Below are 23,587 nucleotides of genomic sequence, written 5' to 3' on the forward strand. Positions count from 1 at the left end.
CTATCCCGTAAATATTTTTAGCCTGTGAGCTGACGTTCGACTCGAGCGAGCTGTCGGCGGTCTGTCGAGATCGTCGGTACTCGGGAGTGTGCTCACGATGACCAACCCAAGACACCGATCGGTCCCCTGGACCGGACAAGCGCGAGCGTTCACGCGGAGGCACGTCCAGCAACTGCGTCGCAACAAACTTCTGGTCTTTCTGTCGGTCGGCTGGCCGGTGTTGTGGTACTTACTGACAATGGCGATCTTCATCGAGGCCCCCGACCCCGATCAGCTCGGCTACGTCAAGGCTGCCAACGGGATCACCTACGGGTTGTTCGGCGCGTTCACCGTCTCCGTCGCGGTCTTCGCCGGCGAGTTCGCTCGGGACCTCGAGGGCGATCGGTACCGAAAACTGCGAGCGATGCCGGTCTCGCCGACGGCCGACCTCGCCGGCCGGTTCGTCGCCGGAACGGCGCTGGGTGCCTGTTCCTATCTCGTGACGATCCTCGTGGCCGTCGCACATGGCGCCACGTTCGAACTCGAGCGGATCGGTCCGACGACGGTTGCGATCCTCGCGCTGACGTTCGTGCTGTTCTGCGTGATCGCGATGGCGCTCGCGATGGGGCTGGCGCTGGTGATCACCAAGCCCGAACACATGACGACGATCGCGGTCGTCGTCGTCCTGATGGCGTTCTACTTGACGGGGTTCAACGGAATCACGCCGGGTATGATCGCCGAGGATCCGGCGTTCGTTAACTACCTGCCGAACTCGTTGGCGACGCGCATGCAGATCGCCGCCTGGGCGGGAACCGACAGCGTCGAATTCATGACGCCGCCAGAGGCGCCGCTCTCGCTCGAGTACGGTGCCCTGCTGGTCGGCTACGCCATCGGCCTCTCGGCCGCGGCCGTCGGGGTCATGACGCGATTCGCGTACGGAGGTGAACCGTAAGATGCCAACTGATACCACGATCGCGGAGCGAACCGACGGGGAACAGCAGCCGCTGCTCGAGGCCCGAGACGTCGAGAAAGGGTTCGATGACGGTGCGGTGCTCGAGGGGCTCGACCTGACCGTCGAAAAGGGAGAACTCGTTACGCTCATGGGGCCAAACGGCGTCGGGAAGTCGGTGTTCCTGTCGTGTCTCGCCGGCAGCACCGCGCCGGAGCACGGCGAGATCGAACTGTTCGGCGACCGATCGCCGACCGAAGCGCGGTCGGCGACCAGCGTGATGCTCCAGGGTGAGACGATCGATCCGGATCTGACCGGCCGGGAGAACCTCCGGTTCTACGGCGATCTCCACCCGCGGGCGACCGACGACTGGCGGGCACTAGTCGACCGCCTCGAGTTGACTTCGGACCTCGATCGGCCCGCGCGGGAGTACTCCGGCGGGATGCGGCGGAAGCTTGAACTGGCGATCGCGCTCACCGTCGACGCGGACCTCTACCTGCTGGACGAACCCACGGCGGAACTCGATCTCGCGATGATCCAGATCGTCCACGACCTCTTGCTCGAGTACCGCGAGGCCGGGAAGACGATCCTCGTGACGAGCCACGCGCCGCTGGACGCACAGATCGCCGACCGTATCGCGTTCGTCCGGGACGGGCGGACGGTCGCGACGGGTGCCCCGGCAACCCTCCTCGAGGAACTCCCGCCGGTCGTCCGGATCCGCGGAGCGATGGCGCCCGAGTCGCTGTTCCTCGGCGACCGCGTCTTCCAGCGCGGTGACGAAATTCGGGGTTTTCTGGCGTCCGACCCCGACCTCGCGGCGATCGAGAACGCCGTCGAGGGAGCGCGCGAGGGCGCGACCGTCGATCCGGATCCGCCGTCGTACACCGACCTGTTCAACTACTACACGTACGTGCAGTCAGCCCGCGGCGACGCGACTCGAGGCGCCGGCTCGAGTGTGGCTGAGGCGACCGACAGCGCCGGTGTCGCCGCCGAACCATCCGATCCAGAGGAGGCCGGGCACCGATGACCGATAACGTCGATCGCGCGGACGATTCGACGGCGGACGACCCGGACGTCGACGTGCTGCGCGAGGACATCGAACAGATCAAGTCCGCGATGGCCATCGAGAAGCGGTATCCCGGCCAGCGACGCCTGTGGCTCGTCCACGGCGTCGTCGTCGGTCTTGCAGGCGTCATCACGAACGCTATGTTCGTCTACCCGTGGCCGGAGTACGTCTACGTCCTCGTCTGGGGGGCCGTCTTCGCGCTGGTCGGGTTCACACAGTGGCAGACGAGCGCTCGCGCGGGATCGAACGTCGCCGATCCGGGGCCGACGCCGAGCTGGACGGTCGTCTTCGGGACGCTCGTCGCCGGCCTGTTCGTCGTGACGTCGATCGTCGACCCCGTTCGCGCCGAGGTCGAGAGCGTCTTGCAGGGGGCGTTCTTCTTCAGTCTCGCCTTTACCGTCCTCGGCATGGGGTATCTGTTGGTGGGGACGATCCTGCGGGCCTACCGGATCCGCGCGATCGACCGCTACCCGTTCTACGTCAACGGCGCGTGGATCCTGGTGTTCGCGCTGTTCATGCCCCACGTCGAGTGGCTCCAGTACTTCGGCTACGCCGCGTTCGGAATCCTCTTTTTCCTCCACGGCGTCGGGACGTACTACCTGCTGACCTATCGTCTGGCCGACTGACTCGCTCGCCATCATGGAATTCGACAAACTCGTCCACCAGCCGACTCGGTTACAGATCTTCGCGTATCTCTATCGCCATGACCGGGCGACCTTCTCGGAACTGCAAGACGATCTCGAAATCACCGACGGCAACCTCTCGGCGCACGTCCAGCGGATGGAAGAGGCCGACGCCGTCAGCATCGAGAAGCAGTTCGTCGATCGCCGCCCGCAGACGACCTACGAACTCACCGACAAGGGCCGGGAGACGTTCGAATCGCACGTCGATACGCTCGAGGCCTTACTCGATCAACTCGAGCGCGGCGAGGAGTGACCGCCGGCGACGCCGCGTCTTGGCTCGCGGTCGCTCGCCCGGACCGGTGACCTTTTGCTCGCCCCGGGTGGTCGTTCAGACATGACCGATTCAGCGGACGACGGGAGCGAGGAACGGCTCACCTACGCGGAGACGGGCGTCGACATCGAAGCCAGCGAGGACGCGACCGCGGCCTTGCTCGAGGCCTTCGGCAGCGACCTGCGGACCGAGTACGCCGGCCTGATCGACATCGGCGACCGCTATCTGGCGCTGGCGACCGACGGCGTCGGGACCAAACTGCTGGTGGCGGAAGCCATCGAGGACTTCTCGACGATCGGGATCGACTGTATCGCGATGAACGTCAACGACCTCGTGGCCGCGGGCGTCGAGCCCGTCGCCTTCGTCGACTACCTCGCGATCGACGAGCCCGACGAGGCGCTGACCAACCAGATCGGCGAGGGGCTCGCCGTGGGTCTCGAGGAAGCCGACCTGACGATGCTCGGCGGCGAGACGGCGGTCATGCCCGAGGTCGTCAAGGGATTCGATCTCGCAGGCACCTGCGCCGGGATCGCGGGCAAGGACGAGGTGCTCGAGGGCGAGGCACAGGTCGGCGACGCTCTCGTCGGCTTCGCCTCGAACGGCATCCACTCGAACGGGCTCACCCTCGCGCGGGAAGCGGTCACGCGCGAGCACGACTACACCGACGAGTTCCCGCCGAACCCCGATCGGACGATCGGCGAGGAACTGCTCCGGCCGACCCGGATCTACACGGACCTGCTCGAGCCGATGCGCGAACACGGCGTGCGCGCGGCGGCACACGTCACGGGCGGGGGCTGGACCAACCTGCTCCGGATGGGCGAGTTCGAGTACGTCGTCGACAACCCGTTCCCCGCGCAGGCAGTCTTCGAGTTCGTTCAGGAGGAGGGCAACGTGACCGACGAGGAGATGCACCGGACGTTCAACATGGGTATCGGCTTCGTCGTCGCGCTGCCCGAGGACCGCGCCGAGGACCTCGCGGCCGCCACCGACGGACGGATCATCGGCCGCGTCGAAGAGGGCGATTCAGTCGAGGTCCGCGGGCTCTCGCTGTCCTGATCGAGACCCGCCGCTCCGGACTCGAATTGTCGAGACGAAGGAGCGACCGTCGCGGCGCAATCAGAGCATCGTGACCGGCGCGCTGGCGTTCCGGGTGACCGATTCAGGGACCGATCGGAAGACCGGACGGAACGCCGTCGGCGGGTGGTCCGCGATGACGATGTGGTCGACAGCATACTCCTCCGCGTAGTCGGTGATTTCCCGCGCCGCGCCGCCCGAGCGGACGGCCGGTTCGATCTCCCGGTCGTGGCGCTCGGCGAGTTCGTGCGCGCGGGAGAGGACCTGCTCGGCCCGTCGGCACTGCGCTCGCGTAAAACGATCCGGCGTCGGGAGCAGGTCCGCGCCCCGCTCGGCGGTCAGTTCTGGGATCACGTACTCGCACGGATCCCGACCGCCGAACCGGGCGAGCGGGCTGGCCGCGTCAGTAACGTGGAGCACGGAGATTTTCGCCGCAGGATACTCTTCGAACGCGTACTCGAGCGCCGCGTCCGACGCGTCGGTTCGGCCCATCGCCACCAGTACGTGCCGCCCCATACGCTCGGCTTCGAGCACCGGTGGGTTATTCCTTACCGACCACAGGTGGCGTCTTTAAGACGAACGGACCGAGATCCGGTCCGAGCGGACGTCGCCGGCGCGAGTCCGGTTACCGATCGGACTCGCTCCCGTCGGTCGGCGCCGACAAGTCGCCCGTCTCGGTCGCGGCGCGGATCGCGTCGTACTCCTCGTCGGCGTAGGCGATGAACCGAACCTCCTCGAGAGTCTCAGGCTCGTAGTCGCGGATCTCCTCGGCGATGAGCGCGGCGCCCTCGGCGAGGTCGAAGCCCGCGACGCCACAGCCGAGCGCCGGGAGCACGGTCGATCGGCAGCGCAGGTCGTCGGCCTTCTCGAGCGCGTTCCGCGTCGCCTCCCGGATGCTCGCTTCGGTCGCCTGGCCGTCCCCGTAATGAGGCATCGCCGCAGCGTGGATGACGTAGTCGGCGTCCAGATCGTACGCGTCCGTTACGGCCACCTCGCCGAGGTCGATGGGCCCCTCCGCCGTGGCCTCCTCGTTGATCTCCTCGCCTGCGCCGCGTCGGAGCGCGCCGGCGACGCCGGAGCCCATCTCGAGGCTCGTTCCGGCGGCGTTGACGAGCGCGTCGGCGGACTGTGTGGCGATATCACCCTGAACGACATCGAACTCCATACGCGCGGATACGACATCGACCAGTGTGAAAGTGCGGTCCGGGTCCGCACGAACCCGTCGGTTCTCAGAGAGTTAGGCCGACCAAAACCTTTTTAGATTTAGGTTCACCTAACTCCACGTGATGGACGTACCCGCCCGCAGGCAGGATTCCGATGCCGACGAGGAACCCGAGGAGCCGGCAATGGTCGTGACCAGCCACGAGACGCGCCCCGGCAAGACGGTCTTCACCGAGCGCGACAACAACGACGGCTGGATCGCGACCGACCTCACCGTCGACCTCGAGCGCTGACCGTCGGGACGGGTCCGCCGCGACCCCCCACGGCTCTATTGCACCGCTCGACCGTCGCTGACCCGACGGACCGAACCGCCACGCCGACTGACCTCGGCCATGGATCCTCTCTCCCTTCGGTTTTGACGCTACGGAGCCGTCGTAGCCGTCGCTGTCTACGGGTAATTGAATGTGCGGGGTATCGGTACCCGTACCGAGTGCGGACGGACTATTCGCTCTCGACTCGAGACGGCGTCCAAAAAACGCGGAATCGATCGGCGATGCGGTTCGGTAACCGGCGTTTCCGTCGCCCGATTACTTCGTGGCCTCTTCGAGGACCAGCGTGTCGTCCTCGAGGTAGTGTTCGAAGTGGTGGCCGTCTTCTTCGAGGTGGACGAGGATCTCGCGGAGGATCTCGCCCGTGGCGGGGTCGCCGAGGTTCTCGGCGAGTTCGATGCTACCGCGCATCGATTCGATGATGTCGCCGTACATCTCGAGGTCGTTCTCGAACATCGTTCGGGCGTCGTAGACGTCCTCACCCTCGAATTCGACGGTGGCGCGGTCCTCGAGGTTGCGCGGGCCCGAGACGGGAACGCCGCCCAGGGCTTGGGCGCGTTCGGCGATCTCGTCGGCGCCCTCTTCGACGTGCTCGTAGGCCTCTTCGAGGAACTCGTGAAGCGGGAGGAACTCGGCGCCCTCGACGACCCAGTGGTGCTTCTTGAGCTGGTGGTAGAGGACGTACGAGTTCGCGAGCTCCGTGTTCAGCGCGTCGACGATCTGCTCGGCCTTCTCCTGCTCGAGGCGAAGCTCGTTCCCCTCGACGCTGTCAGCCGACTGGCGAACGGTCTCTTGAGTGCTCATTGTATTCGAACAAACGCGCGCGTTCCACTTAAGGATTTCCCATGCAAGAACATTTTTTCTGCAATCAGAAACCACAGTTCTCAATAGACGTTCTAGATTTTGGTCTGCCTAATAATCGACCCGTCACCAAACGAGGTCATCAATACTTGCGTTATTTTTTCAACCGTGAGTAAACTCTTTCAGTGTGGGGCTCTAAGAGACGGGTATGGCAACGAGAGCCGCACAGCGGAGAGAGCGACTGTACGTCGACGGTGAGTGGCTCGAGACCGAGAACGCGATCCCGGTCTCGGATCTCGCCGACGGAGGCACCTTCGCGCAGGTGACCGCTGCGGATCCGGCTGCGGCCCACGCCGCCCTCGAGGCCGCCCACGAGATCAAGCCACGCATGCGCGAGACGACCGTCGTCGAGCGCGCGAAGTGGTGCGAAGCGATCGCCGAGGGGCTGCGCGAGCGCGAGGAGGAACTCGCGGAGGTCATCGTCCGCGAGGCCGGGAAACCGATCTCCTCGGCCCGCGGCGAGGTCGGGCAGGCCGCTGAGCGATTCGACCGCGCGGCCGAGGAGGCTCGCAACGTCGTCAGCCAGGGCGAGTACCGCGAGGGCTCGACCGAGGGCCACGAGGGCTGGCAGGCGATCGTCAAACACGAGCCGATCGGCGCGGTGCTGTGTATTACGCCGTACAACTATCCGTTGGCGACCACGGCATTACAGGTAGCCCCTGCACTCGCCGCCGGTAACAGCGTCCTGCTCAAGCCCGCCAGCAAAACGCCCATCTCGGCGGCGATCCTCGCCGACGTCATCAGCGAAGTCGACGGGATTCCGGACGGCGCATTCAACTTCGTCCCGGGCGAGGCCAGCGAGATCGGCGACGTTCTCTCCGGCGACGACCGCGTCAACGCCATCGCGATGACCGGCTCCTCTGGCGCCGGCAAACACGTCGCCCGCGAGAGCGGCATGGTCAACCTGCACATGGAACTGGGCGGCAACGCCCCGGCGATCGTCTTCGAGGACGCCGACCTCACCGACGTCGCGGGCAACTGCGCCAAGGGCTCGTTCAAGTACGCCGGCCAGCGCTGCTCGGCCGTCTCGCGCGTGCTCGCCCACGAGTCGGTCCACGACGACCTCGTCGAACTGATCGACGGCCAGATGGACGCCTGGTCCGCCGGCGACCTCTTCGAGGAGGACACCGCCTTCGGCCCGCTCATCAGCGAAGAGCAGGCCGACTGGGTCGCAGAACTGGTCGAGGACGCCGTCGACAAGGGCGCGGAGATCGTCCGCGGCGGGAGTCGCCGCGCCCCCGAGGGCGTGCCGGACGAACTCGCCGACCAGTTCTTCGAACCGACGCTGCTGGCGAATGTTCCCCACGACGCCCGCATTGTCGACGAAGAGCAGTTCGGTCCCATCGCCGCCGTCACCACCTTCAGCGACGAGGAGGAGGCCATCGAGATCGCCAACAGCTCCGATCTGGCGCTCGACGCGGCCGTCTTCACGAGCGATCACAAGCGCGCGATGAACGTCGCGAACCGCGTCGACGCCGGCGCGGTCCGGATCAACGGCGCGCCGAGCCACGGGATGGGCGACATCCCCTTCGGCGGCAACAAGGACTCCGGCATCGGCCGCGAGGGGCTCGACGCTTCGATCCACGAGATGATGCGCGAGAAGAGCATCATCCTGTAAGGCGGACACCGATCTCTCTACGCTTTCTCTCGTTTCGACCGGCCGCTCGAGAGCGATAGCACCGGCGCCGCTTCCAGCGTCGCGCCGCCGACGATCCGCCAGCGCTCGGTATCCATAAACCGCCGGCCGACTGATACGCAGACATGACTCGCGACGTACTCGTCGCCGGTGAGACGCTGATCGACTTCCTCCCCGAGCGACCGGGACCGCTCGAGGACGTCCCTGGCTTCGACCGTCGACCCGGGGGCGCGCCGGCCAACGTCGCCGTCGGCCTCGCACGGCTCTCGCCGCTGCCGCTGTTCTGGACTCGCGTCGGCGCGGACCCGTTCGGGCGGTACCTCGAGACCGTCCTCGAAGACGCCGACCTCCCGGACCGATTCGTCGAGCGCGACCCCGACGCGAAGACGACGCTCGCGTTCGTCACCCACGACGAGACCGGCGACCGCGAGTTCACGTTCTACCGCGAGGACACCGCCGATACGCGGCTCGAGCCCGGCCGGATCGACGATGCGACGCTCGAGAATCTCGAGTGGGTCCACGCGGGCGGTGTCACCCTCGCCAGCGAGCCGGCACGAGAGGCGACGGTCGACCTGCTCGAGCGGGCCGCCGACGCGGGCTGTACGACCTCGTTCGATCCGAACTTCCGGCCCGAACTGTGGCCCGACCGGGAGGCGTTCGCCCGCGTCGGTCGCGAGGCGCTGGCCCACGTCGACGTCTGCAAGGCGACGGTCGGCGAACTCGAGCGGCTGGGGTACGCGGGCGACGGTGCGGCCGACGCCCCGGATGCCGAATCGAAGCCCGAAGCGATCGCTCGAGCGGTGCTCGAAGACGGCGCTCCCGGTGAGGGCCCGCATACCGTCTTCGTCACGCGAGGCGGCGAGGGCGCCATCGCGGCCGCGTCGGAACGCGCGCCGTGGCCCGATGAACCCGCGTCGACCGAATCGAACGCGCGCGTCGCGAGCCACCCGGGATTCGACGTCGACGTGGTCGACACGACGGGCGCGGGCGACGCGTTCGTCGCCGGCGTCATCGCCGCGCTTCGAGACGGCCGCTCCCTCGAGGCCGCGCTGCGGTTCGCGGGCGCGGTCGCCGCGACGGCGACGACCGACGCGGGGGCGATGGCGGCCCTGCCGACCCGCGGCGCGGTCGAGGCGCTGCTCGAGGACGGCCCGGACTCGTGACGGAGTCTCCGCATCCGCCCCCTGCGGGAAACCCCACACGGTCGCTGCAAGCCGACGGCATAACGCCGTCGGGAACCCGTATACGTCTATGTCTACGGATCTTCGCGACGGCCTCTCGTTCGGGAAGACGGTCGTCGGCGGTATTCAGGAGAAGAACGTGCCGTTTATGGCCGCGAGTATCGCTTATCAGGCGTTCATCTCGCTGCTGCCGCTGCTCGTGCTCGTGTTCTTCCTCGTCACGTTCGCGGGCGGTGACGCGTTCGCCGAGCAGGTTTCGGCCGCGACGGAGGGCTTTCTTCCCGATAGCGGCCAGTTGTTAATCGAGAACGCGATCGAGGGCTCGCCGGCGTCGGCCGGGTCGACGATCGTCGGCCTCGTCGTGCTCCTTTGGGGGTCGCTGAAGATCTTCCGGGGACTCGACACGGCGTTCTCGGAGATTTACGGGACGACCAACGAGAACTCGTTTTTCGACCAGATCCACGACGCGCTGATCGTCTTCGGCGTCATCGGCGGCGCGCTCATCTTCGCGGCCGTCGCGACCGCGATCGTCGCGTTCCTGCCGGAGATCCCCTTCCTCGGCGTCGCGCAGTCGATCCTGCTGTTCGTCGTCCTCGCGATCGCGTTCTTCCCGATGTACTACTACTTCCCAGACGTCGGCTCCTCGAAACGACAGGTGGTCCCCGGCGTCGTCGTCGCGGCCCTCGGCTGGACGCTACTCCAGTCGCTGTTCCGGGTGTACGTCTCCTTCGCCTCCAGTTCGGAGTCGGCGGGCCCCCTTGGCGCTATCCTCCTGCTGTTGACGTGGCTCTACTTCGGGGGGATGATCCTGCTGGTGGGCGCCGTCGTCAACGCGGTCGGCCTGGGCTACCTCGAGCCCGGAGCCGACGCGGAGGAGACGGACGACGAGACCGTCGACCTCGAGGAGGAGTCGATCGCCGCGACCGACCGCGATCCGTTCGTCGACGACGGCGCTCGAGAACGCGACGAACTCGCCGCCCGGGTCGAGACCCTCCAGCGCGAGCGAGACCAGCTGGAAAACGACCTCAAAGCCCAGCGCGAGCGCCGCTACCGGCTCGAGGACCGCGTCGACGACCTCGAGGCGAACGCAGAGCGACTGGAGACCACGGTCGATGATCTCGAGGCCGAGAACGAGCGGCTGCAACGCGAACTCGAGGAGCGACGGGAGACGGAGCCGGCCTGGCGGCGCGGGGCTCGAACGGTGCTGCGCCACGTCCGGACGCTGAACGTCGGCACGGTCGAACGGCGGAAGTAGCGGCGGACCGCCGCCCGTCACTCTAGTTTGCGCTCGCTTCGTTCAACGGGAGAGTCGAGACATCTTAGTGATTCCCGCTGCCACTCACACTCGTGTCGCATCCGGTTCGAGACGCGCGCCGTCGGATCCAGACCGAACACGCCCCGGTCGTCGAGGCGATCCAGAACTGCGCCGACCGGATCGCCGAACCCTGGGATACGTCGCGGACCACCGATCGGAACACCGTCACCGGCGGTCTCCGTTCGGAACTCGAGGCGTCCGGGCTGTTCGAGCGACTGCCGCAGGTACTGGCCGACGTCGTCGCGGCGACGGGCTACGAGCTGTCGGCTCGGCCGGTCGCCGGGCCGCCGTACGTCGTCGTCACGAGCCGCGGCCCCGTCCTTCGGGCGACGATCGGTCCCGGGCGCCTGGTGATCCGCTTCGACGTGTTCGACGTCGTCCGCGACGCCGAACCTGGCCAGCCGCCGGCGTACCGACGCCACAATGGGGTCAAACTCGATGTCTCGCTCGAATGAGCGCGTCGCTTCTCGCGGCTTCAGTTCTCGTCTTTCCTCGCTGCCGAAATTCGCTCACCGCCAAGTTAGTAACAACTCCCCCTATGGCTACCTCGAGTTAATAATGCACTTGGTTTGGATAATAACACTTTTATTCGGCGGGGCGTAGTTTCGGATATGAGCCGAACACGGCGGTCGCTGCTGGGGGCGGGTGGGAGCCTCCTCGCCGCGAGCGCGTTTGCCGGCTGTCTCGATGATCTGGACCTCGCGGAACGGGAGTACGACACGGGGTACGCCGCCTTGTTTAGCCTGTGGGACTGGACCGAGCAGGTCAGCGGCGAGACGATGGATTTCGAGAACCCGGTGGGAACCGGCGAGTCGGGCCACGGCTGGAGTCCGCCGGGGGACCTCACCCGCGACATCGCCGACGCGGGCGTCTTCGTCTACTTCGACACGCCCGAGTTCTCGTGGGCTCAGGATATCGCATCGACGCTCGAGGCGGACTACGACGACGTGATCGTCGTCGACGGCTTCGCGGGACTCGACGATCAGTTGCTCGAGTGGGGCCACGAGACGGGATCCGACGGGCATGATCACGGGACCGACACTGAGACGCACGAAGACGGCGAAGCGGAGAACCACAGCGAGGACGACGGTCACGATCACGACCACGATCGCTCCTCGTTCGATCCCCACGCCTGGCTCGATCCCGTCCTCGCACAGGACATCCTCGAGAATCTCGTCGACGGCTTAGTCGAGGCCCATCCCGACGAGGAGGAGACGTTCCGGACCAACGCCGACGAGTACGTCGGCGTCCTCGAGGACGTCGACCAGCAACTCGAGACGCTCGTCGAGGACGCGGACCGCCGGACCGCCGTCTTCGCCGGCCACGATTCCTTCACCTACCTCGAGGACCGGTACGGCTTCGAACTGCACACGCCCGTCGGCGTCTCCCCGAACGAGGAGCCGAGCCAGGGCGAGATTTCGGAGACCATCGAGCACATCGACGAGAACGGGATCGACACGATCCTCTACGACGCCTTCGACGCCCCCGAAGGCCAACACCCGCCCCTCGTCGGGACGCTCCTCGACGGCAGCGACGCGACCGACGCGAGGCCTCTCGCGACCGCCTCAGGAACCCTCGCCTCGTGGGACGAAAAGGGCTGGGGCTACCGTGAGCAAATGGAAGAGATAAACATCCCCGCGTTCAGAGAAGCACTAGACGCACAGTGACCGTCGTCGATCTCCAGAACGTGACGTTCGCCTACGGCGACCAGCCCGCGGTCCGCGACGTCTCCCTGACCGTCGAGGAAGGCGACTTCCTCGGGCTCATCGGCCCGAACGGCTCCGGGAAGACGACGCTCTTGCACCTCATGCTCGGTCTGCACGAGGCCGACAGCGGCCGGGTCGAACTCTTCGGCGAACCGGTCGACGCCTTCGACGAGGGCGAGCGGATCGGCTACGTCTCCCAGCAGGCCACCAGCGGCGGCGGGACGATGCCGGTCACCGTCCGCGAGGCCGTGACCATGGGTCGGTTCGCCCACGTCGGCCACGGCCGGATTCGAGAGGAAGACCGCGAGATCGTCGCCGACGCCATCGATACGGTCGGTATCGAGGACCTCGCCGACCGGCAGGTCAACCAGCTCTCGGGTGGCCAGCGACAGCGTGCCTACATCGCGCGGGCGCTGGCCTCCGAGGCGGATCTGCTGGCGCTGGACGAGCCGACCGTCGGGGTCGACGCCGAGTCGCGCGACGCCTTCTACCAGTTGCTCGAGTCGCTCAACGACGACGGGATCACAATCATCCTGATCGAGCACGACATCGGCGTCGTCACGGACCGCGCGAACCGAATCGCCTGTATCAACACGGAACTGTACCACCACGGCGACACCGAGTCGTTCGTCGAGAGCGACGCGCTCACCGAGGCCTACGGGGCGACGGGGCAGGTCGTCCACCACCACCATTGAGACGCTGATATCGAGAGACTGAGATACGAGCTATGCACCGCGAGACGAGACTTCGGCTGGAACTGATCGGAATCGGCGCGACGGGACTACTGGCGGCGGTCATGATCGGCTTTCTCGCCCTTGACTATCTGCAGGACTACGCCGTCGCGGGAGCGATGTACGAACAGTACCGCATCGCCGGCCGGCTGCTGGACTACGTCCTCGGGACAAACGTCTTCAGGCACCCGTTCATGTGGCGCTCGATCGCGACGGGGATCCTGATCGGGATCGTCGCGCCGCTGGTCGGCACCTACCTCGTCCACCGCGAGATGGCGCTGATCGGCGAGACGCTCGCCCACACGGCCTTCGCCGGCGTCGCGATCGGGCTGCTGTTCAGCGCCACGACGGATCTGGGCGTCTCGCTGTTGCTCGCGGCGCTGGTCGTCGCCATCCTCGGCGCGCTCGGTGTCCAGTGGCTGACCGAGCACACCGACACCTACGGCGACGTGCCGATCGCGATCATGCTGACCGGCAGCTTCGCCGTCGGCACGCTCATCATCAGCTACGGTCGCGGGATGACCGGGATCAACGTCGAGAACTACCTCTTCGGGAGCATCTCCGTCGTCACGCCCGGCGGTGCGCGGCTAATGGCCGCGCTAAGCGTCGCCGTCGTCGCCGTCGTCGTCGCGACCTACAAGCAGCTGCTGTTCATCACGTTCGACGAGCAGGCCGCCCGGGTCGCCCGGCTCAACGTCACCTGGTATAACACCCTGCTGATCGTCATGACGGCCGTGGTCGTCGTCGGCGCGATGCAGATCCTCGGCGTCATCCTCGTCGCCGCGATGCTCGTCATCCCGGTCGCGGCCGCCACGCAGATCGCCCACAGCTTCCGGGAGACGCTGTTCTGCTCGATCCTGTTCGGGCAGGTATCGATCCTCGGCGGCTTCGCGGTCTCGATCGGCGGCAGTCTGCCGACCGGCGGCTCGATCGTCATCGTCGCCATCGCCTGCTACCTGATCGCGATCGTCGCCTCGAGTCGGTCGACGGCGGCAATTTCGACGCACTGACGCCCTTAGGCGCGATTGTCGGTGCGAAACTCGTCGACGAGCTGGACCACCGCGCCGAGTCCGGAAAAAATGACGCCGATTGGGACGAGTAAGAGCCCGATACCGGCGACGGAGCCGACGGGGAGGAACAGGTCGAACGCCAGCGAGACCAGCATGGGAACGACCAGCAGAACGATCGAGAGACCCCCGGCGACGGCACCCAGCGTGAGTAACCGTCGCGGCCGGTCCGCCGGCTCCCGGAAGCGAGCGACGAGATACAGGAGTCCCGCCTCGACGAGCGTTAGGAGGCCGACGATCACGCATAGCATCACGAAGAGGCCGGTGAGACCGGCCGCGAACCCGTCTCCGGGCGGATTTTCGGGAATCGTTTCGAAGAACAGCGCCGCGGTCAGGAGACTGATCGCACCCAGCACCGCGGTACCGGCAGCGATCGCGCGGGGACGATGAACGGGCATCGGTTGAACGTGTTCCATTCCCTACAGATGGGAGTTAAACGTTCGCATCGTCGCGTCCGGCGGCACCGAACGCGGTCGTACCGACTCCCCGATCGCGTGCGGGCGTCGGCGGTCGAGTTGCGAGTCTTCTCTCCCCGCTGGAACAGGCCCCACCCTTAACACGCCGCTCGGCGAACCCTCGAGCGATGGGACGGTTAGCCGAACTTTTCGACCCCGAGACCGTCGCCGTAGTCGGCGCGACCGACCGCGAGGGCGCCGTCGGCCGCGCGATCACGGCGAACCTGCAAGATCGATTCGACGGCGAGGTCGTGCCGATCAATCCCGGCCGCGACGAGGTGCTCGGGCTCGAGTGCTATTCGGACGTGTCGAATGCGCCGCCGATCGATCTGGCGGTGGTCGTCGTACCGCCCGACGCGGTGATCGACGCGTTGCGCGATCTCGGCGAGGCCGGGACGCGAAACGTCGTCGTCATCACCGCCGGCTTCTCGGAGACCGGCGGCGAGGGGGCCGACCGCGAGCGGCGGCTGCGCGAGGTCGCCGCGGAGTACGACCTCAACGTTGTCGGTCCCAACAGCCTCGGGGTCATGGCCACGCCGAGCGGCATGAACGCCACCTTCGGTCCCGAGCACGCCCTCGAGGGCTCGATCTCCTTTATGAGCCAGTCGGGCGCGTTCATCACCGCCGTTTTGGACTGGGCCAACGAGCAGGGGATCGGCTTCCAGGACGTCGTCTCGCTCGGGAACAAGGCCGTGCTCGACGAAACGGACTTCGTCCGCGAGTGGGGCGACGACCCCGACACCGACGTCATCATCGGCTACCTTGAGGACGTCGACGACGGCCAGGGATTCATCGAGGCCGCCCGCGAGGTGACCGACGATACTCCGATCGTCCTCGTCAAGTCCGGCCGGACCGACGCGGGCGCGCAGGCCGCCTCCTCGCACACGGGCGCGATCGCCGGCAGCGAGCGGGCCTACGAGGCGGGTCTCGAGCAGGCCGGTGTCCTTCGAGCGCGATCCGTTCAGGAACTGTTCGACTCCGCGCGGGCCCTCGCGGGACTGCCCGAACCCGAATCGGACGGCGTCGCCGTCGTCACCAACGCGGGCGGCCCCGGGGTCCTGACGACGGACGCCGTCGGCGACTCGACGCTCGAGATGGCCGGCTTCACCGACGAGACGATCGACCGACTCGCCGAGGCGATGCCCGACGAGGCCAACGTCTACAATCCGATCGATGCCATCGGCGACGCCGACGTCGACCGGTTCGGCGAGGCCCTCGAGATCGCCCTTGAGGATCCCAACGTCGGCAGCGCGGTCGTCGTCGCGGCGCCGACCGCCGTCCTCTCCTACGACGAACTGGCGGAGACGGTCATCGACAAGCTCGAAGAACACGACACGCCCGTCGTCACCTGTCTGATGGGCGGCGGACGCGCCCGCGACGCCGAGGAGACGCTGCGCGAGTCGGGGATTCCGAACTACTTCGACCCCTCGCGGGCGGTCTCCGGGCTGGACGCCCTCGCCCGGTTTCGGGACATCCGCGAGCGGACCGCCGACGAGCCCGAACGGTTCGACGTCGACCGCGAGCGCGCCCGCGAGATCCTCGCCCGCGCCGAGCGCAGCGACGACAACCGGCTGGGCGTCGAGTCGATGGAACTGCTCGAGGCCTACGGGATCCCGACCCCTGACGGCGAGATCGTCGACGATCCCGACCGAGCGCGCGCGGTGGCCGAGTCCATCGAAGACGACGTCGTGATGAAGATCGTCAGCCCCGACATTTCCCACAAGTCCGACATCGGCGGCGTCAAGGTCGGTGTTCCCGACGACGAGGTCTACGACGCCTACGAGGACCTCGTCGCTCGCGCGCGCAACTACCAGCCCGACGCGACGATCATCGGGGTGCAGGTCCAGGAGCAACTCGACCTCGAGACCGCCACCGAGACCATCGTCGGAATGAACCGCGACCCGCAGTTCGGCCCGCTGTTGCTGTTCGGCCTCGGCGGTATCTTCGTCGAGATCCTAGAGGACACGTCGGTCCGCGTCGCCCCGGTCGGCAAGGGCGAAGCCCGCGACATGATCGACGAGATTCAGGCCGCGCCACTGTTGCGCGGCGCCCGCGGGCGCGAGCCGGCCGACGTCGAGGGCGTCGTCGAGACGATCCAGCGGCTCTCGCAGCTGGTGACCGACTTCCCGGCGATCCTCGAACTCGACGTCAACCCACTCGTGGCGGGCCCCGACGGCGTAGAAGCAATCGATCTCAGACTCACCGTCGATCCGGACGAACTCGCAGACGACACGGAGGAACTATGAGCGACACTGATCCCACCGACACCGATACCACTCCCGACGACACCGAAACGACCGACGGTCGGCAGACCGACGCCAAGCAGGGCGACCGACAGTCGACCGATGCCGCTGCGAGCGACGCCGACACGATCCTCGTCAGTTCGCTCGCGGAGAGCACCGGCAAGACGGCGATCACGCTGGCGCTGGCCCGGCTCGCGGCCGAGTCGGGCGACAGCGTCGGCTACATGAAACCGAAGGGCACCCGACTCGAGAGCAACGTCGGAAAGACCCTGGACGAGGATCCGCTGCTCGCTCGCGAACTGCTCGACCTCGAGGCCGAGATGCACGATCTGGAGCCCGTCGTCTACTCGCCGACGTTCGTCGAGCAGGCGATCCGCGGCCGCGAGGACCCCGACGAGATCCGCGAGCGCGTGGTCGAGGCCTTCGAGACGCTCTCTGACGGCCGAGACCGCATGTTCGTCGAGGGCGGCGGCGAGTACGACGTCGGCGGCATCGTCGACCTCACCGACGCCGACGTCGCGGAACTCTTAGACGCCCGCGTCGTCCTCGTCGCTTCCCACGAGGTTCCGGGTGATATCGACGACGTGCTCGCCGCGGCCGACGCTTTCGGCGACCGGCTCGCTGGCGTCATCTTCAACGACATCGCGGACGCCGTCTACGATGCGCTCGAGACCGACGTCGTCGCCGCGCTCGAGGAGCGCGGGATTCCGGTCTTCGGCGTACTCCCCAGCGAGCGGACGCTCTCGGGGGTCACCGTCGGCGAACTGGCCGAAGAGCTCGGCGCCTCGATGCTCGTCGAGGACGGACGGGACGCCTACGTCGAGCGGTTCAGCGTCGGTGCAATGGGCGCTGACAGCGCCCTGCGTCACTTCCGCCGGACGAAAGACGCCGCCGTGATCACCGGCGGCGACCGCGCCGAGATTCACACGGCCGCACTCGAGGCCCCCGGCGTGCGCTGTCTCATCCTGACCGGCGGCCACCGCCCGTCGGGCGCGATCATCGGTCAGGCCGCCGAGAAGGGGATGCCGATTCTCTCGGTACAGACGGACACGCTGACGACCGTCGAGCGCGCCGAGGACGTCGTCCGAAGCGGCCGCACGCGCGACGAGGAGACGGTCGACCGGATGGCGGAACTGCTGACCGACCACGCGGCGGTCGACTCGATCCTCGACGGGTCTCGCTAGGCGCTCGAGTCTCGGTCGGCCGTCGATCATAGTACACGAAACTGTTCACAGCTGGCGTCGGGTCACCGAGAATTGAATCATCCGAATTAGGGGTTGGGGAACCGTCTCTGACCCGGTCTCGTCCCGAACTGAGGCGGTGTGAGTCCAATCGTTCTCGGGACGCGGTTCACAGATTCGTACTAACGATTGTGGGGAATCTCAGTCGAACCAAATCGTATTGGGGAACCGCTTATCCCTCGTAACGACATTCGTTCAGTACGGAACAACCACCGATACCGCCGAAGCAGCGTTTCGTCGTTTCGGTCATCTGCTACCGCGGAAAGCGTTAGCCCGCAATCTCTCCTATTGCTAGTGTATGTTTTAATTAGATCGATCTATTACAACATTTTGTACCCGACTCATAAACAGAAGGTTTACATAGAGATAGTTTTCTTCTGAGAACGTACGATATGATGCCCAAAACAGATCGCCGCTCCTCCACGGGCATGCCCTCCGACGACTCCCAGCCCGACGATCCCCCGTGCGACGAGTCCGAAGCGCTCTCGCCGGACGAGATCTTTCACATCCTTCAAACGAACCGCAGACGCGACACGATCGCCTATCTCCTGGATCGGGAGGGACCGATCAAGATGAGCGATATCGCCGAACACGTCGCGGCGAAAGAACACGAGACGACTGTCGAAGCGCTCACGTCGAAACAACGTCAGCGCGTGTACATCCCGCTGTATCAGTCCCACCTCCCGAAACTCGATACGAAGGGAATCATCGACTACAACAAGCCCCGCGGCATCGTCCAGCCGACCGAACGCCTCGAGATCTTCCGACCGTATCTCGAGGCCGTCGAATCGGACGCATCTCCGATGCAGTCGGACACCGACGCCAACGCCAATACCGACGCCGGCGACGGTCTCACCAGTCAGTTGGTAAACGGTTCCCGTGCGATGTTCGTCGGGGCAAGCGTCGGCCTGCTCGCGGCCTCTGTAAGTGGATTCCTCGTGATTCCCGAACTGACGCTCGCGGCCACCATCGGACTTCTGTTCGTCCTGATGACGATCAAGACGAACCTGGCCGATTCCGCCGCGACGAACCGCTCCGACGACAGGCGGCTGTCGCAATGACGTGCGCTCGAGCGAGCCGCTCGAATCGAAGCGCAACTAGGCCTCGACCCCGCGCAGGGTCTCGGCCGCGGAACGTCTGACCAAGAATTAAGAGTCCACCCTGCATGTGCCCAGACATGGACGACACTCCCCAGGAAATCACCTCGCTCGTCGGACGAGAGGTCTACTCGAACAACGGCGTCTTCGTCGGCGAAGTCGAAGACCTACGGCTGAACGTCGACGGACAGACCATCACCGGTCTCGCGCTCGGCAACCTCAACTCCGAACTGTTCACCGACGCCACCCGCAGCGGGCAGGGCGTCATCGTTCCCTACCGCTGGGTTCGCGCCGTCGGCGACGTGATTCTGATCAACGACGTCGTCGAACGCGTCCGCCAGCCCGACGAAGAAGAGGAAGAACTCATCGCATAACCGGCTCTCGCGCGGGCCAGCTCCGATTCTGTTTCGCGCTCGCAGAGTGGTCCGTCTCTCGGTTCCGCTCGTTCCCTCGGTTCTTCTTATCGAATCGCCGTCCTGCGTCTCACTCGAGCCGAGCAACCGGTGTCGGCGGCTAGTCAAGGAGGGACGATACCGTCTCAGATCGCACTGAACGGTGTCAGTTCGATCCCGTACGAAACCGAAATCGGCCACTCGACCTCGAGAGCCGACCGTCAGTTCCCGTTCGAGCCCTCGCTGCTGCCGCCCTCGACGCCCATCGCGTCGAACAGCGTTCGCTTGACCGCTTCCTCGGTCAGGTCGAGCAGCGTGTCGCGGGTGTCGTCAGAGATCTCGATGCCGGTGAAGATGCCCAGCGGGATCTCCGCGCTGGCCTGCGTCGAGTGGCCCGCCGTCTCGCCCATCTCGCCGTAGGCGTCCTCGAGCACCTTGCCGATGTTGATGCGGATGTCCTTCGAGCGGCCGGCGAGGAAGATGGTCTCGTCGGCGATGCCGAAGACGGCGGTGGTGGTGACGCCCTCGAGGTTCAGTAGGTGGCTCGCGGCCTGCGTGAGCGCCTCGCGGTCGCGGACGAAGCCGGCGTTGGAGACGAGGTGGCTCCCCTGGACGTCGCGGTTGGTGATCGCCTCCGCGAGGACGTCCAGCGTTTCGGGGGACATCGACGGCGACTCCACCTGCTCTAAGGTGTCGTGGTTCGCGAACGGGTAGAGGTAGGCGGCCGCGGTGAGGTCGGCGGGGGTAGTGTCGCGTTTGAAATCCAGGGTCTCCGCGCGGATGCCGTAGAGGAGCGCCGTCGCGACCTCCTCGGAGACGTTCATATCGAACTCCTGGATGTACTTCGTCATGATCGTCGACGTCGAGGACATGTTCGGCCGGATGTCGACGAATTCGGGTTCGAACTCCTCTTCCGGCTCGTGGTGGTCGATGACGACGTCGACGGGCAGATCCATCTCGCCGGAGGTCGCGTGGTCGACTAAGGCGACGGTGTCGTAGACCGCGTGGTCCTCGATCTCGTCCCACTGAACCAGATCGATCCCCAGCAGGTTGACGAACGCTCTGTTCTCCTGGTGGCCAACGTCGCCCAAGTAGATGATGTCCGACTCGATCCCGAGGTGGCTCGCGATTGCCTGCAGGGCCGCCGCCGACGCGATCGAGTCCGGGTCGGGGCTGTCCTGAGTGACGATCGCCAGCCGCGTCGAGGTCTCCTCCAACAGCTGGGCGAGCTTCCCCGCGTTGTACTCGAGTTCGCCCGACTCGAGGGCGCGAAGGGCGGACTCAGCGATCACCGAAGAAGGGTTGATGACGATGTCGGCGCCGAGTTCCTCGAGTTCGTCCCCGGAGACGGGGTCGCTCGCGCGGGCGACGACGAACTGGGTGTCGTCGATCTCGCGGATGTGCTCGACGGCGCGTTTGTTCGATTCGACGTCCGAGGCGAGGATGAGGACGACGTCCCGGTCAGCGACGAGATCGGCGGCTTCCGGCTCGCGAATGTCGGCGGTGCGGGCGTCTAAGTCCTGATCGCGCAGCGATTCGACGCGGCTCTCGTCACGGTCGACGATGAGGACGTCCTTCCCCTGCTCGACGAGTTCTTCCGCGACCGCGTAGCCGACGCTTCCACAGCCGAGGATCGCGTAGTCAGAGATCGACGAGATCGTAACCCCCGTACTCATTACATCTGTGGTCGGAGCGACCACACTTAACGCTCCCGAAGATCCTTATTCCGCGCGGTCGCGGGATCTAGCGGACTCGAGGGCGGTCTCGCGATGTGTGTTCGTCCCTACCACGACGCAATCCAAAGGAAACGTATTTTAACGGCCGACGAAAAGTCATAGGTACAGGGCCGGTAGCTCAGTCCGGCAGAGCGTCTGACTCTTAATCAGACGGTCGCGTGTTCAAATCGCGCCCGGCCCGCTTCTGCTCTTACGCTTTCAGAGTACAGAGCAATCGCTAGCAGGCGTAGAGTTGAGTCTGCGCTGGCGAGCATTCTGCGAATCGTTGCGCAACGAAACGTTTGTCGGGAGAGAGTCGTCTTACGATTCAATGGCGTATGTGTTAACACTGTAAGCGCCGCCACACGATTGCGCGCCGTCTTGGATTATCGGCGCGTCACCGCGTATCTGCGGGTTCGACGACTCGCCCGCAGTTCGGCCCGGACGACGGGGGTGTCCGCAACTCTTCTTCCATAGTACTACTTAGATTGCCTGCAGCACCCGCGTTCCTCTGGACCGCGCGACTCATCCGTGACTTAACCAGAGGGGGTCCACCCCGGGTACACCAGAACTGAAGCCGAACTCTGGCAAAAACGGGTATCACAAGTTGATTGCCTCTTGAGGGCACAGAGAGTCGTTCAGGTTGGCTTCCAGTTTCTGACGTAGAGATTAGTTTAGTCTCTGTAACTCGTGTCGAGTCTGATCCTGAAACGGCTGTAGACGACGTTTGAAATGCGCTTTCGGAGATGCCCCAGTAATTTCGGTTAGTGCGTTCACAAACCCGGATAGTAGCGACGTCAAACATTGAGCAGGGAAACATATTTATCCACAAAAGAAAAATGCCAACCTAACTTCGGCTGCGGCCTCATTCCCTTCGTGCATCGTTCGGGTGTTATTCGTCGGCGGGATCGGTTCGACCACACCGCGTTTTGGATAGTGAACGCGCTTCGGTTGGTGACCATCCCCGAAGGAATGAGGCCGGAGAGGTGAAATTATGACATCGAAATTCAACCTCCCCTGTTCGGCGTGTGGCGGTGACCTCCGAGAAGTAACGATCGAGTTCCACGAGCTGGGGACGAACGTTGAAACAGATGCCTCTGTTCTCGTCGTTGAATGTCGAATCTGCGGTGAACGTCACTATCCTGAACGAACGCTTGCTACCGTGAGGGGACACACAGCACGGGGTCGTGAGCGGTGCGCTACCGAAAGAGATCACAGACACAACCAATTATGAATCACTCTCGGACAAATACCCGAACGAACGAAGCACTCATCGATTTAGAAGGAATTCCCGAAACCGTCCCGGAGGGAGCAGCGCTCTGTATCGCAAAACCGGCACCGCTTACTGAATCTGCCCTTCCGCTGCACATCACGAACCGATACGCAGACGGGGAAGACTGTCGAATTATTACTACCTCGTCGGTCACTGCGGAGGAAACGATTCGACAGGAACAGCAGGTGGCAGCAACAGCAGACCACCGTCTCGAAATCATTGATACGACTGCTGACGAACACCTCGAAGCCCTCTACCAAGAAAACCCCATTATTTCGATTCCTCGTTCGGGTGACCTGACGCAAGTCACGCTTGCTCTCTGGGATCTCGAAGAATCATTCTCTAAAACCCACCCGACACACGTGGTTCTTCGATCGCTGACGCCGATTCTCAACGACTCGTCTATCGAAGGAGTCCGTAACGTGCTCGAAAACGTAATCGAACACCAGCGGTCCCGTTCCTGTCTCACCATCTTCAGCGTTGAGTATACGGAGCACAGCGAACCGACGATGGCTGCACCAGAGAGCCTCGTTGACGGAGTCGTATGGGTTGAACAAACGTCGAACGACGAACTTCAACTCGACTATCACCGAACTCGGAATACAGATCGGTAGGATAGCTATTGATTTTGGGAAATCCGATTCAAAACGGGATTTTTGTTCTGTTTATCCGTTCGAAACCTCAGTTCAAATTTCTCAAATCTCTCGTCTCGTTCAATTTCGATCGCGGTTACTTTCCTGCCATCAGCAGGGTCAGATTCTACTGAGAGCCGTTCAGGGTAATACTGATCGACGAGATTGAACTGCCGTTAGACCACTATCGGTCTTGGAGGACTGCTGCTATAAATACGAGTAGCCCCGCACAGCCGGTGCTGTGCGGGGCGTGATGATGTAGTATGAGTGGGTGGCGGCGAATCGGGTCTCCCAGAGGCTCGCGCACTCCAGTACTCACCGAAACGCAGGCGGGCTTAACTACCGTGTTCGGGATGGGTACGGGTGGAACCCCGCCGCTGTGGCCGCCTCAATGCCGATCGACGGAATCGAACCGCCGCAATACCAATATCGGTGGTGTGTGACCGTGTGATTGTACGTGTAGTCCAGTTAGCGCCTGGACCCGTTTCCGGGTCTGATCCAGATGCGATATGAGTGTGTGGCTCGATCGG

23 protein-coding genes, 1 tRNA gene and 1 rRNA gene are annotated in these 23,587 nt (G+C 64.9%); 19 read left to right on the forward strand and 6 right to left on the reverse strand.

Features of this window, described 5'->3' with window-relative positions:
• Positions 1 to 97 precede the first annotated feature (97 nt).
• The 5 genes from EH209_RS14420 (at position 98) to purM (ending at position 4,004) form a co-directional block, all read left to right on the forward strand.
• Entirely contained in the window at positions 98 to 931 is an 834-nt protein-coding gene (locus EH209_RS14420; RefSeq protein ID WP_126663540.1) for an ABC transporter permease, read from the forward strand.
• A gap of 1 nt (position 932) precedes the next feature.
• The gene (locus tag EH209_RS14425; protein ID WP_126663541.1) at positions 933 to 1,955 is read left to right on the forward strand and encodes an ABC transporter ATP-binding protein; all 1,023 of its coding nucleotides are present in this window, start codon (positions 933 to 935) and stop codon (positions 1,953 to 1,955) included.
• Positions 1,952 to 2,620: a hypothetical protein gene (locus EH209_RS14430; protein WP_126663542.1), complete on the forward strand. Its 669-nt coding sequence runs from the start codon at positions 1,952 to 1,954 to the stop codon at positions 2,618 to 2,620. The genes EH209_RS14425 and EH209_RS14430 overlap by 4 nt, the downstream gene beginning before the upstream one ends.
• 13 nt (positions 2,621 to 2,633) lie before the next feature.
• Positions 2,634 to 2,930, forward strand: coding sequence for a winged helix-turn-helix domain-containing protein (locus EH209_RS14435; RefSeq protein WP_126663543.1), 297 nt, complete (start codon positions 2,634 to 2,636; stop codon positions 2,928 to 2,930).
• 81 nt (positions 2,931 to 3,011) lie between these two features.
• Positions 3,012 to 4,004: a phosphoribosylformylglycinamidine cyclo-ligase gene (gene purM, locus EH209_RS14440; protein WP_126663544.1), complete on the forward strand. Its 993-nt coding sequence runs from the start codon at positions 3,012 to 3,014 to the stop codon at positions 4,002 to 4,004.
• 60 nt (positions 4,005 to 4,064) lie between these two features.
• Here purM and EH209_RS14445 read toward each other — a convergent pair whose 3' ends face one another.
• Complete coding sequence (locus EH209_RS14445) at positions 4,065 to 4,538, reverse strand: universal stress protein (RefSeq protein ID WP_126663545.1); 474 nt, start codon at positions 4,536 to 4,538, stop codon at positions 4,065 to 4,067.
• A gap of 109 nt (positions 4,539 to 4,647) precedes the next feature.
• Positions 4,648 to 5,187: a macro domain-containing protein gene (locus tag EH209_RS14450; protein WP_126663546.1), complete on the reverse strand. Its 540-nt coding sequence runs from the start codon at positions 5,185 to 5,187 to the stop codon at positions 4,648 to 4,650.
• Positions 5,188 to 5,308: 121 nt separating this feature from the next.
• Between EH209_RS14450 and EH209_RS24105 the strand changes: the two genes are divergently transcribed.
• Positions 5,309 to 5,476, forward strand: a complete 168-nt coding sequence (locus tag EH209_RS24105) for a hypothetical protein (protein WP_164722050.1) — start codon at positions 5,309 to 5,311, stop codon at positions 5,474 to 5,476.
• Between the two features lie 294 nt (positions 5,477 to 5,770).
• Here the strand turns inward: EH209_RS24105 and dpsA are convergent, their stop codons facing one another.
• Positions 5,771 to 6,316, reverse strand: coding sequence for a DNA starvation/stationary phase protection protein DpsA (dpsA, locus tag EH209_RS14455; protein WP_126663547.1), 546 nt, complete (start codon positions 6,314 to 6,316; stop codon positions 5,771 to 5,773).
• Between the two features lie 205 nt (positions 6,317 to 6,521).
• Here dpsA and EH209_RS14460 point away from each other — a divergent pair, with 205 nt between their 5' ends.
• The 7 genes from EH209_RS14460 to EH209_RS14490 all read left to right on the forward strand — a co-directional run bounded on the left by EH209_RS14460 (position 6,522) and on the right by EH209_RS14490 (position 13,952).
• Entirely contained in the window at positions 6,522 to 7,991 is a 1,470-nt protein-coding gene (locus tag EH209_RS14460; protein ID WP_126663548.1) for an aldehyde dehydrogenase family protein, read from the forward strand.
• 143 nt (positions 7,992 to 8,134) lie between these two features.
• Positions 8,135 to 9,172, forward strand: a complete 1,038-nt coding sequence (locus EH209_RS14465; RefSeq protein ID WP_126663549.1) for a carbohydrate kinase family protein — start codon at positions 8,135 to 8,137, stop codon at positions 9,170 to 9,172.
• 88 nt (positions 9,173 to 9,260) lie between these two features.
• Positions 9,261 to 10,445, forward strand: a complete 1,185-nt coding sequence (locus EH209_RS14470; RefSeq protein ID WP_126663550.1) for a YihY/virulence factor BrkB family protein — start codon at positions 9,261 to 9,263, stop codon at positions 10,443 to 10,445.
• A 92-nt stretch (positions 10,446 to 10,537) separates the two neighbouring features.
• Positions 10,538 to 10,960, forward strand: coding sequence for a hypothetical protein (locus EH209_RS14475; protein WP_126663551.1), 423 nt, complete (start codon positions 10,538 to 10,540; stop codon positions 10,958 to 10,960).
• Between the two features lie 156 nt (positions 10,961 to 11,116).
• Positions 11,117 to 12,172, forward strand: coding sequence for a metal ABC transporter substrate-binding protein (locus EH209_RS14480; protein ID WP_126663552.1), 1,056 nt, complete (start codon positions 11,117 to 11,119; stop codon positions 12,170 to 12,172).
• Entirely contained in the window at positions 12,169 to 12,906 is a 738-nt protein-coding gene (locus EH209_RS14485; protein ID WP_126663553.1) for a metal ABC transporter ATP-binding protein, read from the forward strand. Before EH209_RS14480 ends, EH209_RS14485 begins: the two co-directional genes overlap by 4 nt.
• A 32-nt stretch (positions 12,907 to 12,938) precedes the next feature.
• Positions 12,939 to 13,952, forward strand: coding sequence for a metal ABC transporter permease (locus tag EH209_RS14490; RefSeq protein ID WP_126663554.1), 1,014 nt, complete (start codon positions 12,939 to 12,941; stop codon positions 13,950 to 13,952).
• A 5-nt stretch (positions 13,953 to 13,957) separates the two neighbouring features.
• Here the strand turns inward: EH209_RS14490 and EH209_RS14495 are convergent, their stop codons facing one another.
• Positions 13,958 to 14,425, reverse strand: a complete 468-nt coding sequence (locus tag EH209_RS14495; RefSeq protein ID WP_249038801.1) for a hypothetical protein — start codon at positions 14,423 to 14,425, stop codon at positions 13,958 to 13,960.
• 167 nt (positions 14,426 to 14,592) lie between these two features.
• Here EH209_RS14495 and EH209_RS14500 point away from each other — a divergent pair, with 167 nt between their 5' ends.
• The 4 genes from EH209_RS14500 to EH209_RS14515 all read left to right on the forward strand — a co-directional run bounded on the left by EH209_RS14500 (position 14,593) and on the right by EH209_RS14515 (position 19,419).
• Entirely contained in the window at positions 14,593 to 16,710 is a 2,118-nt protein-coding gene (locus EH209_RS14500) for an acetate--CoA ligase family protein (protein WP_126663555.1), read from the forward strand.
• A complete protein-coding gene (locus tag EH209_RS14505) occupies positions 16,707 to 17,891 on the forward strand; it encodes a phosphotransacetylase family protein (RefSeq protein WP_126663556.1) in 1,185 nt (394 codons plus the stop codon). The genes EH209_RS14500 and EH209_RS14505 overlap by 4 nt, the downstream gene beginning before the upstream one ends.
• Before the next feature lie 452 nt (positions 17,892 to 18,343).
• The gene (locus EH209_RS14510) at positions 18,344 to 19,009 is read left to right on the forward strand and encodes a DUF7344 domain-containing protein (RefSeq protein ID WP_394343698.1); all 666 of its coding nucleotides are present in this window, start codon (positions 18,344 to 18,346) and stop codon (positions 19,007 to 19,009) included.
• 116 nt (positions 19,010 to 19,125) lie between these two features.
• The gene (locus EH209_RS14515; RefSeq protein WP_008896901.1) at positions 19,126 to 19,419 is read left to right on the forward strand and encodes a PRC-barrel domain-containing protein; all 294 of its coding nucleotides are present in this window, start codon (positions 19,126 to 19,128) and stop codon (positions 19,417 to 19,419) included.
• A 239-nt stretch (positions 19,420 to 19,658) separates the two neighbouring features.
• Here EH209_RS14515 and EH209_RS14520 read toward each other — a convergent pair whose 3' ends face one another.
• The gene (locus EH209_RS14520; RefSeq protein ID WP_126663558.1) at positions 19,659 to 21,113 is read right to left on the reverse strand and encodes a DHH family phosphoesterase; all 1,455 of its coding nucleotides are present in this window, start codon (positions 21,111 to 21,113) and stop codon (positions 19,659 to 19,661) included.
• Positions 21,114 to 21,280: 167 nt separating this feature from the next.
• Here EH209_RS14520 and EH209_RS14525 point away from each other — a divergent pair.
• Together EH209_RS14525 and EH209_RS14530 are read left to right on the forward strand one after the other, a co-directional pair.
• Positions 21,281 to 21,354, forward strand: a tRNA-Lys gene (locus EH209_RS14525).
• A 1,028-nt stretch (positions 21,355 to 22,382) separates the two neighbouring features.
• Entirely contained in the window at positions 22,383 to 23,039 is a 657-nt protein-coding gene (locus EH209_RS14530) for a DUF7504 family protein (protein ID WP_449271919.1), read from the forward strand.
• A 287-nt stretch (positions 23,040 to 23,326) separates the two neighbouring features.
• On the opposite strand, the gene rrf is transcribed toward EH209_RS14530, so the two are convergent.
• Positions 23,327 to 23,448, reverse strand: a 5S ribosomal RNA gene (rrf, locus tag EH209_RS14535).
• Positions 23,449 to 23,587: the final 139 nt, after the last annotated feature.

The sequence above is a fragment of the Haloterrigena salifodinae genome, from assembly GCF_003977755.1.
Taxonomy (GTDB): Archaea; Halobacteriota; Halobacteria; order Halobacteriales; family Natrialbaceae; genus Haloterrigena; species Haloterrigena salifodinae.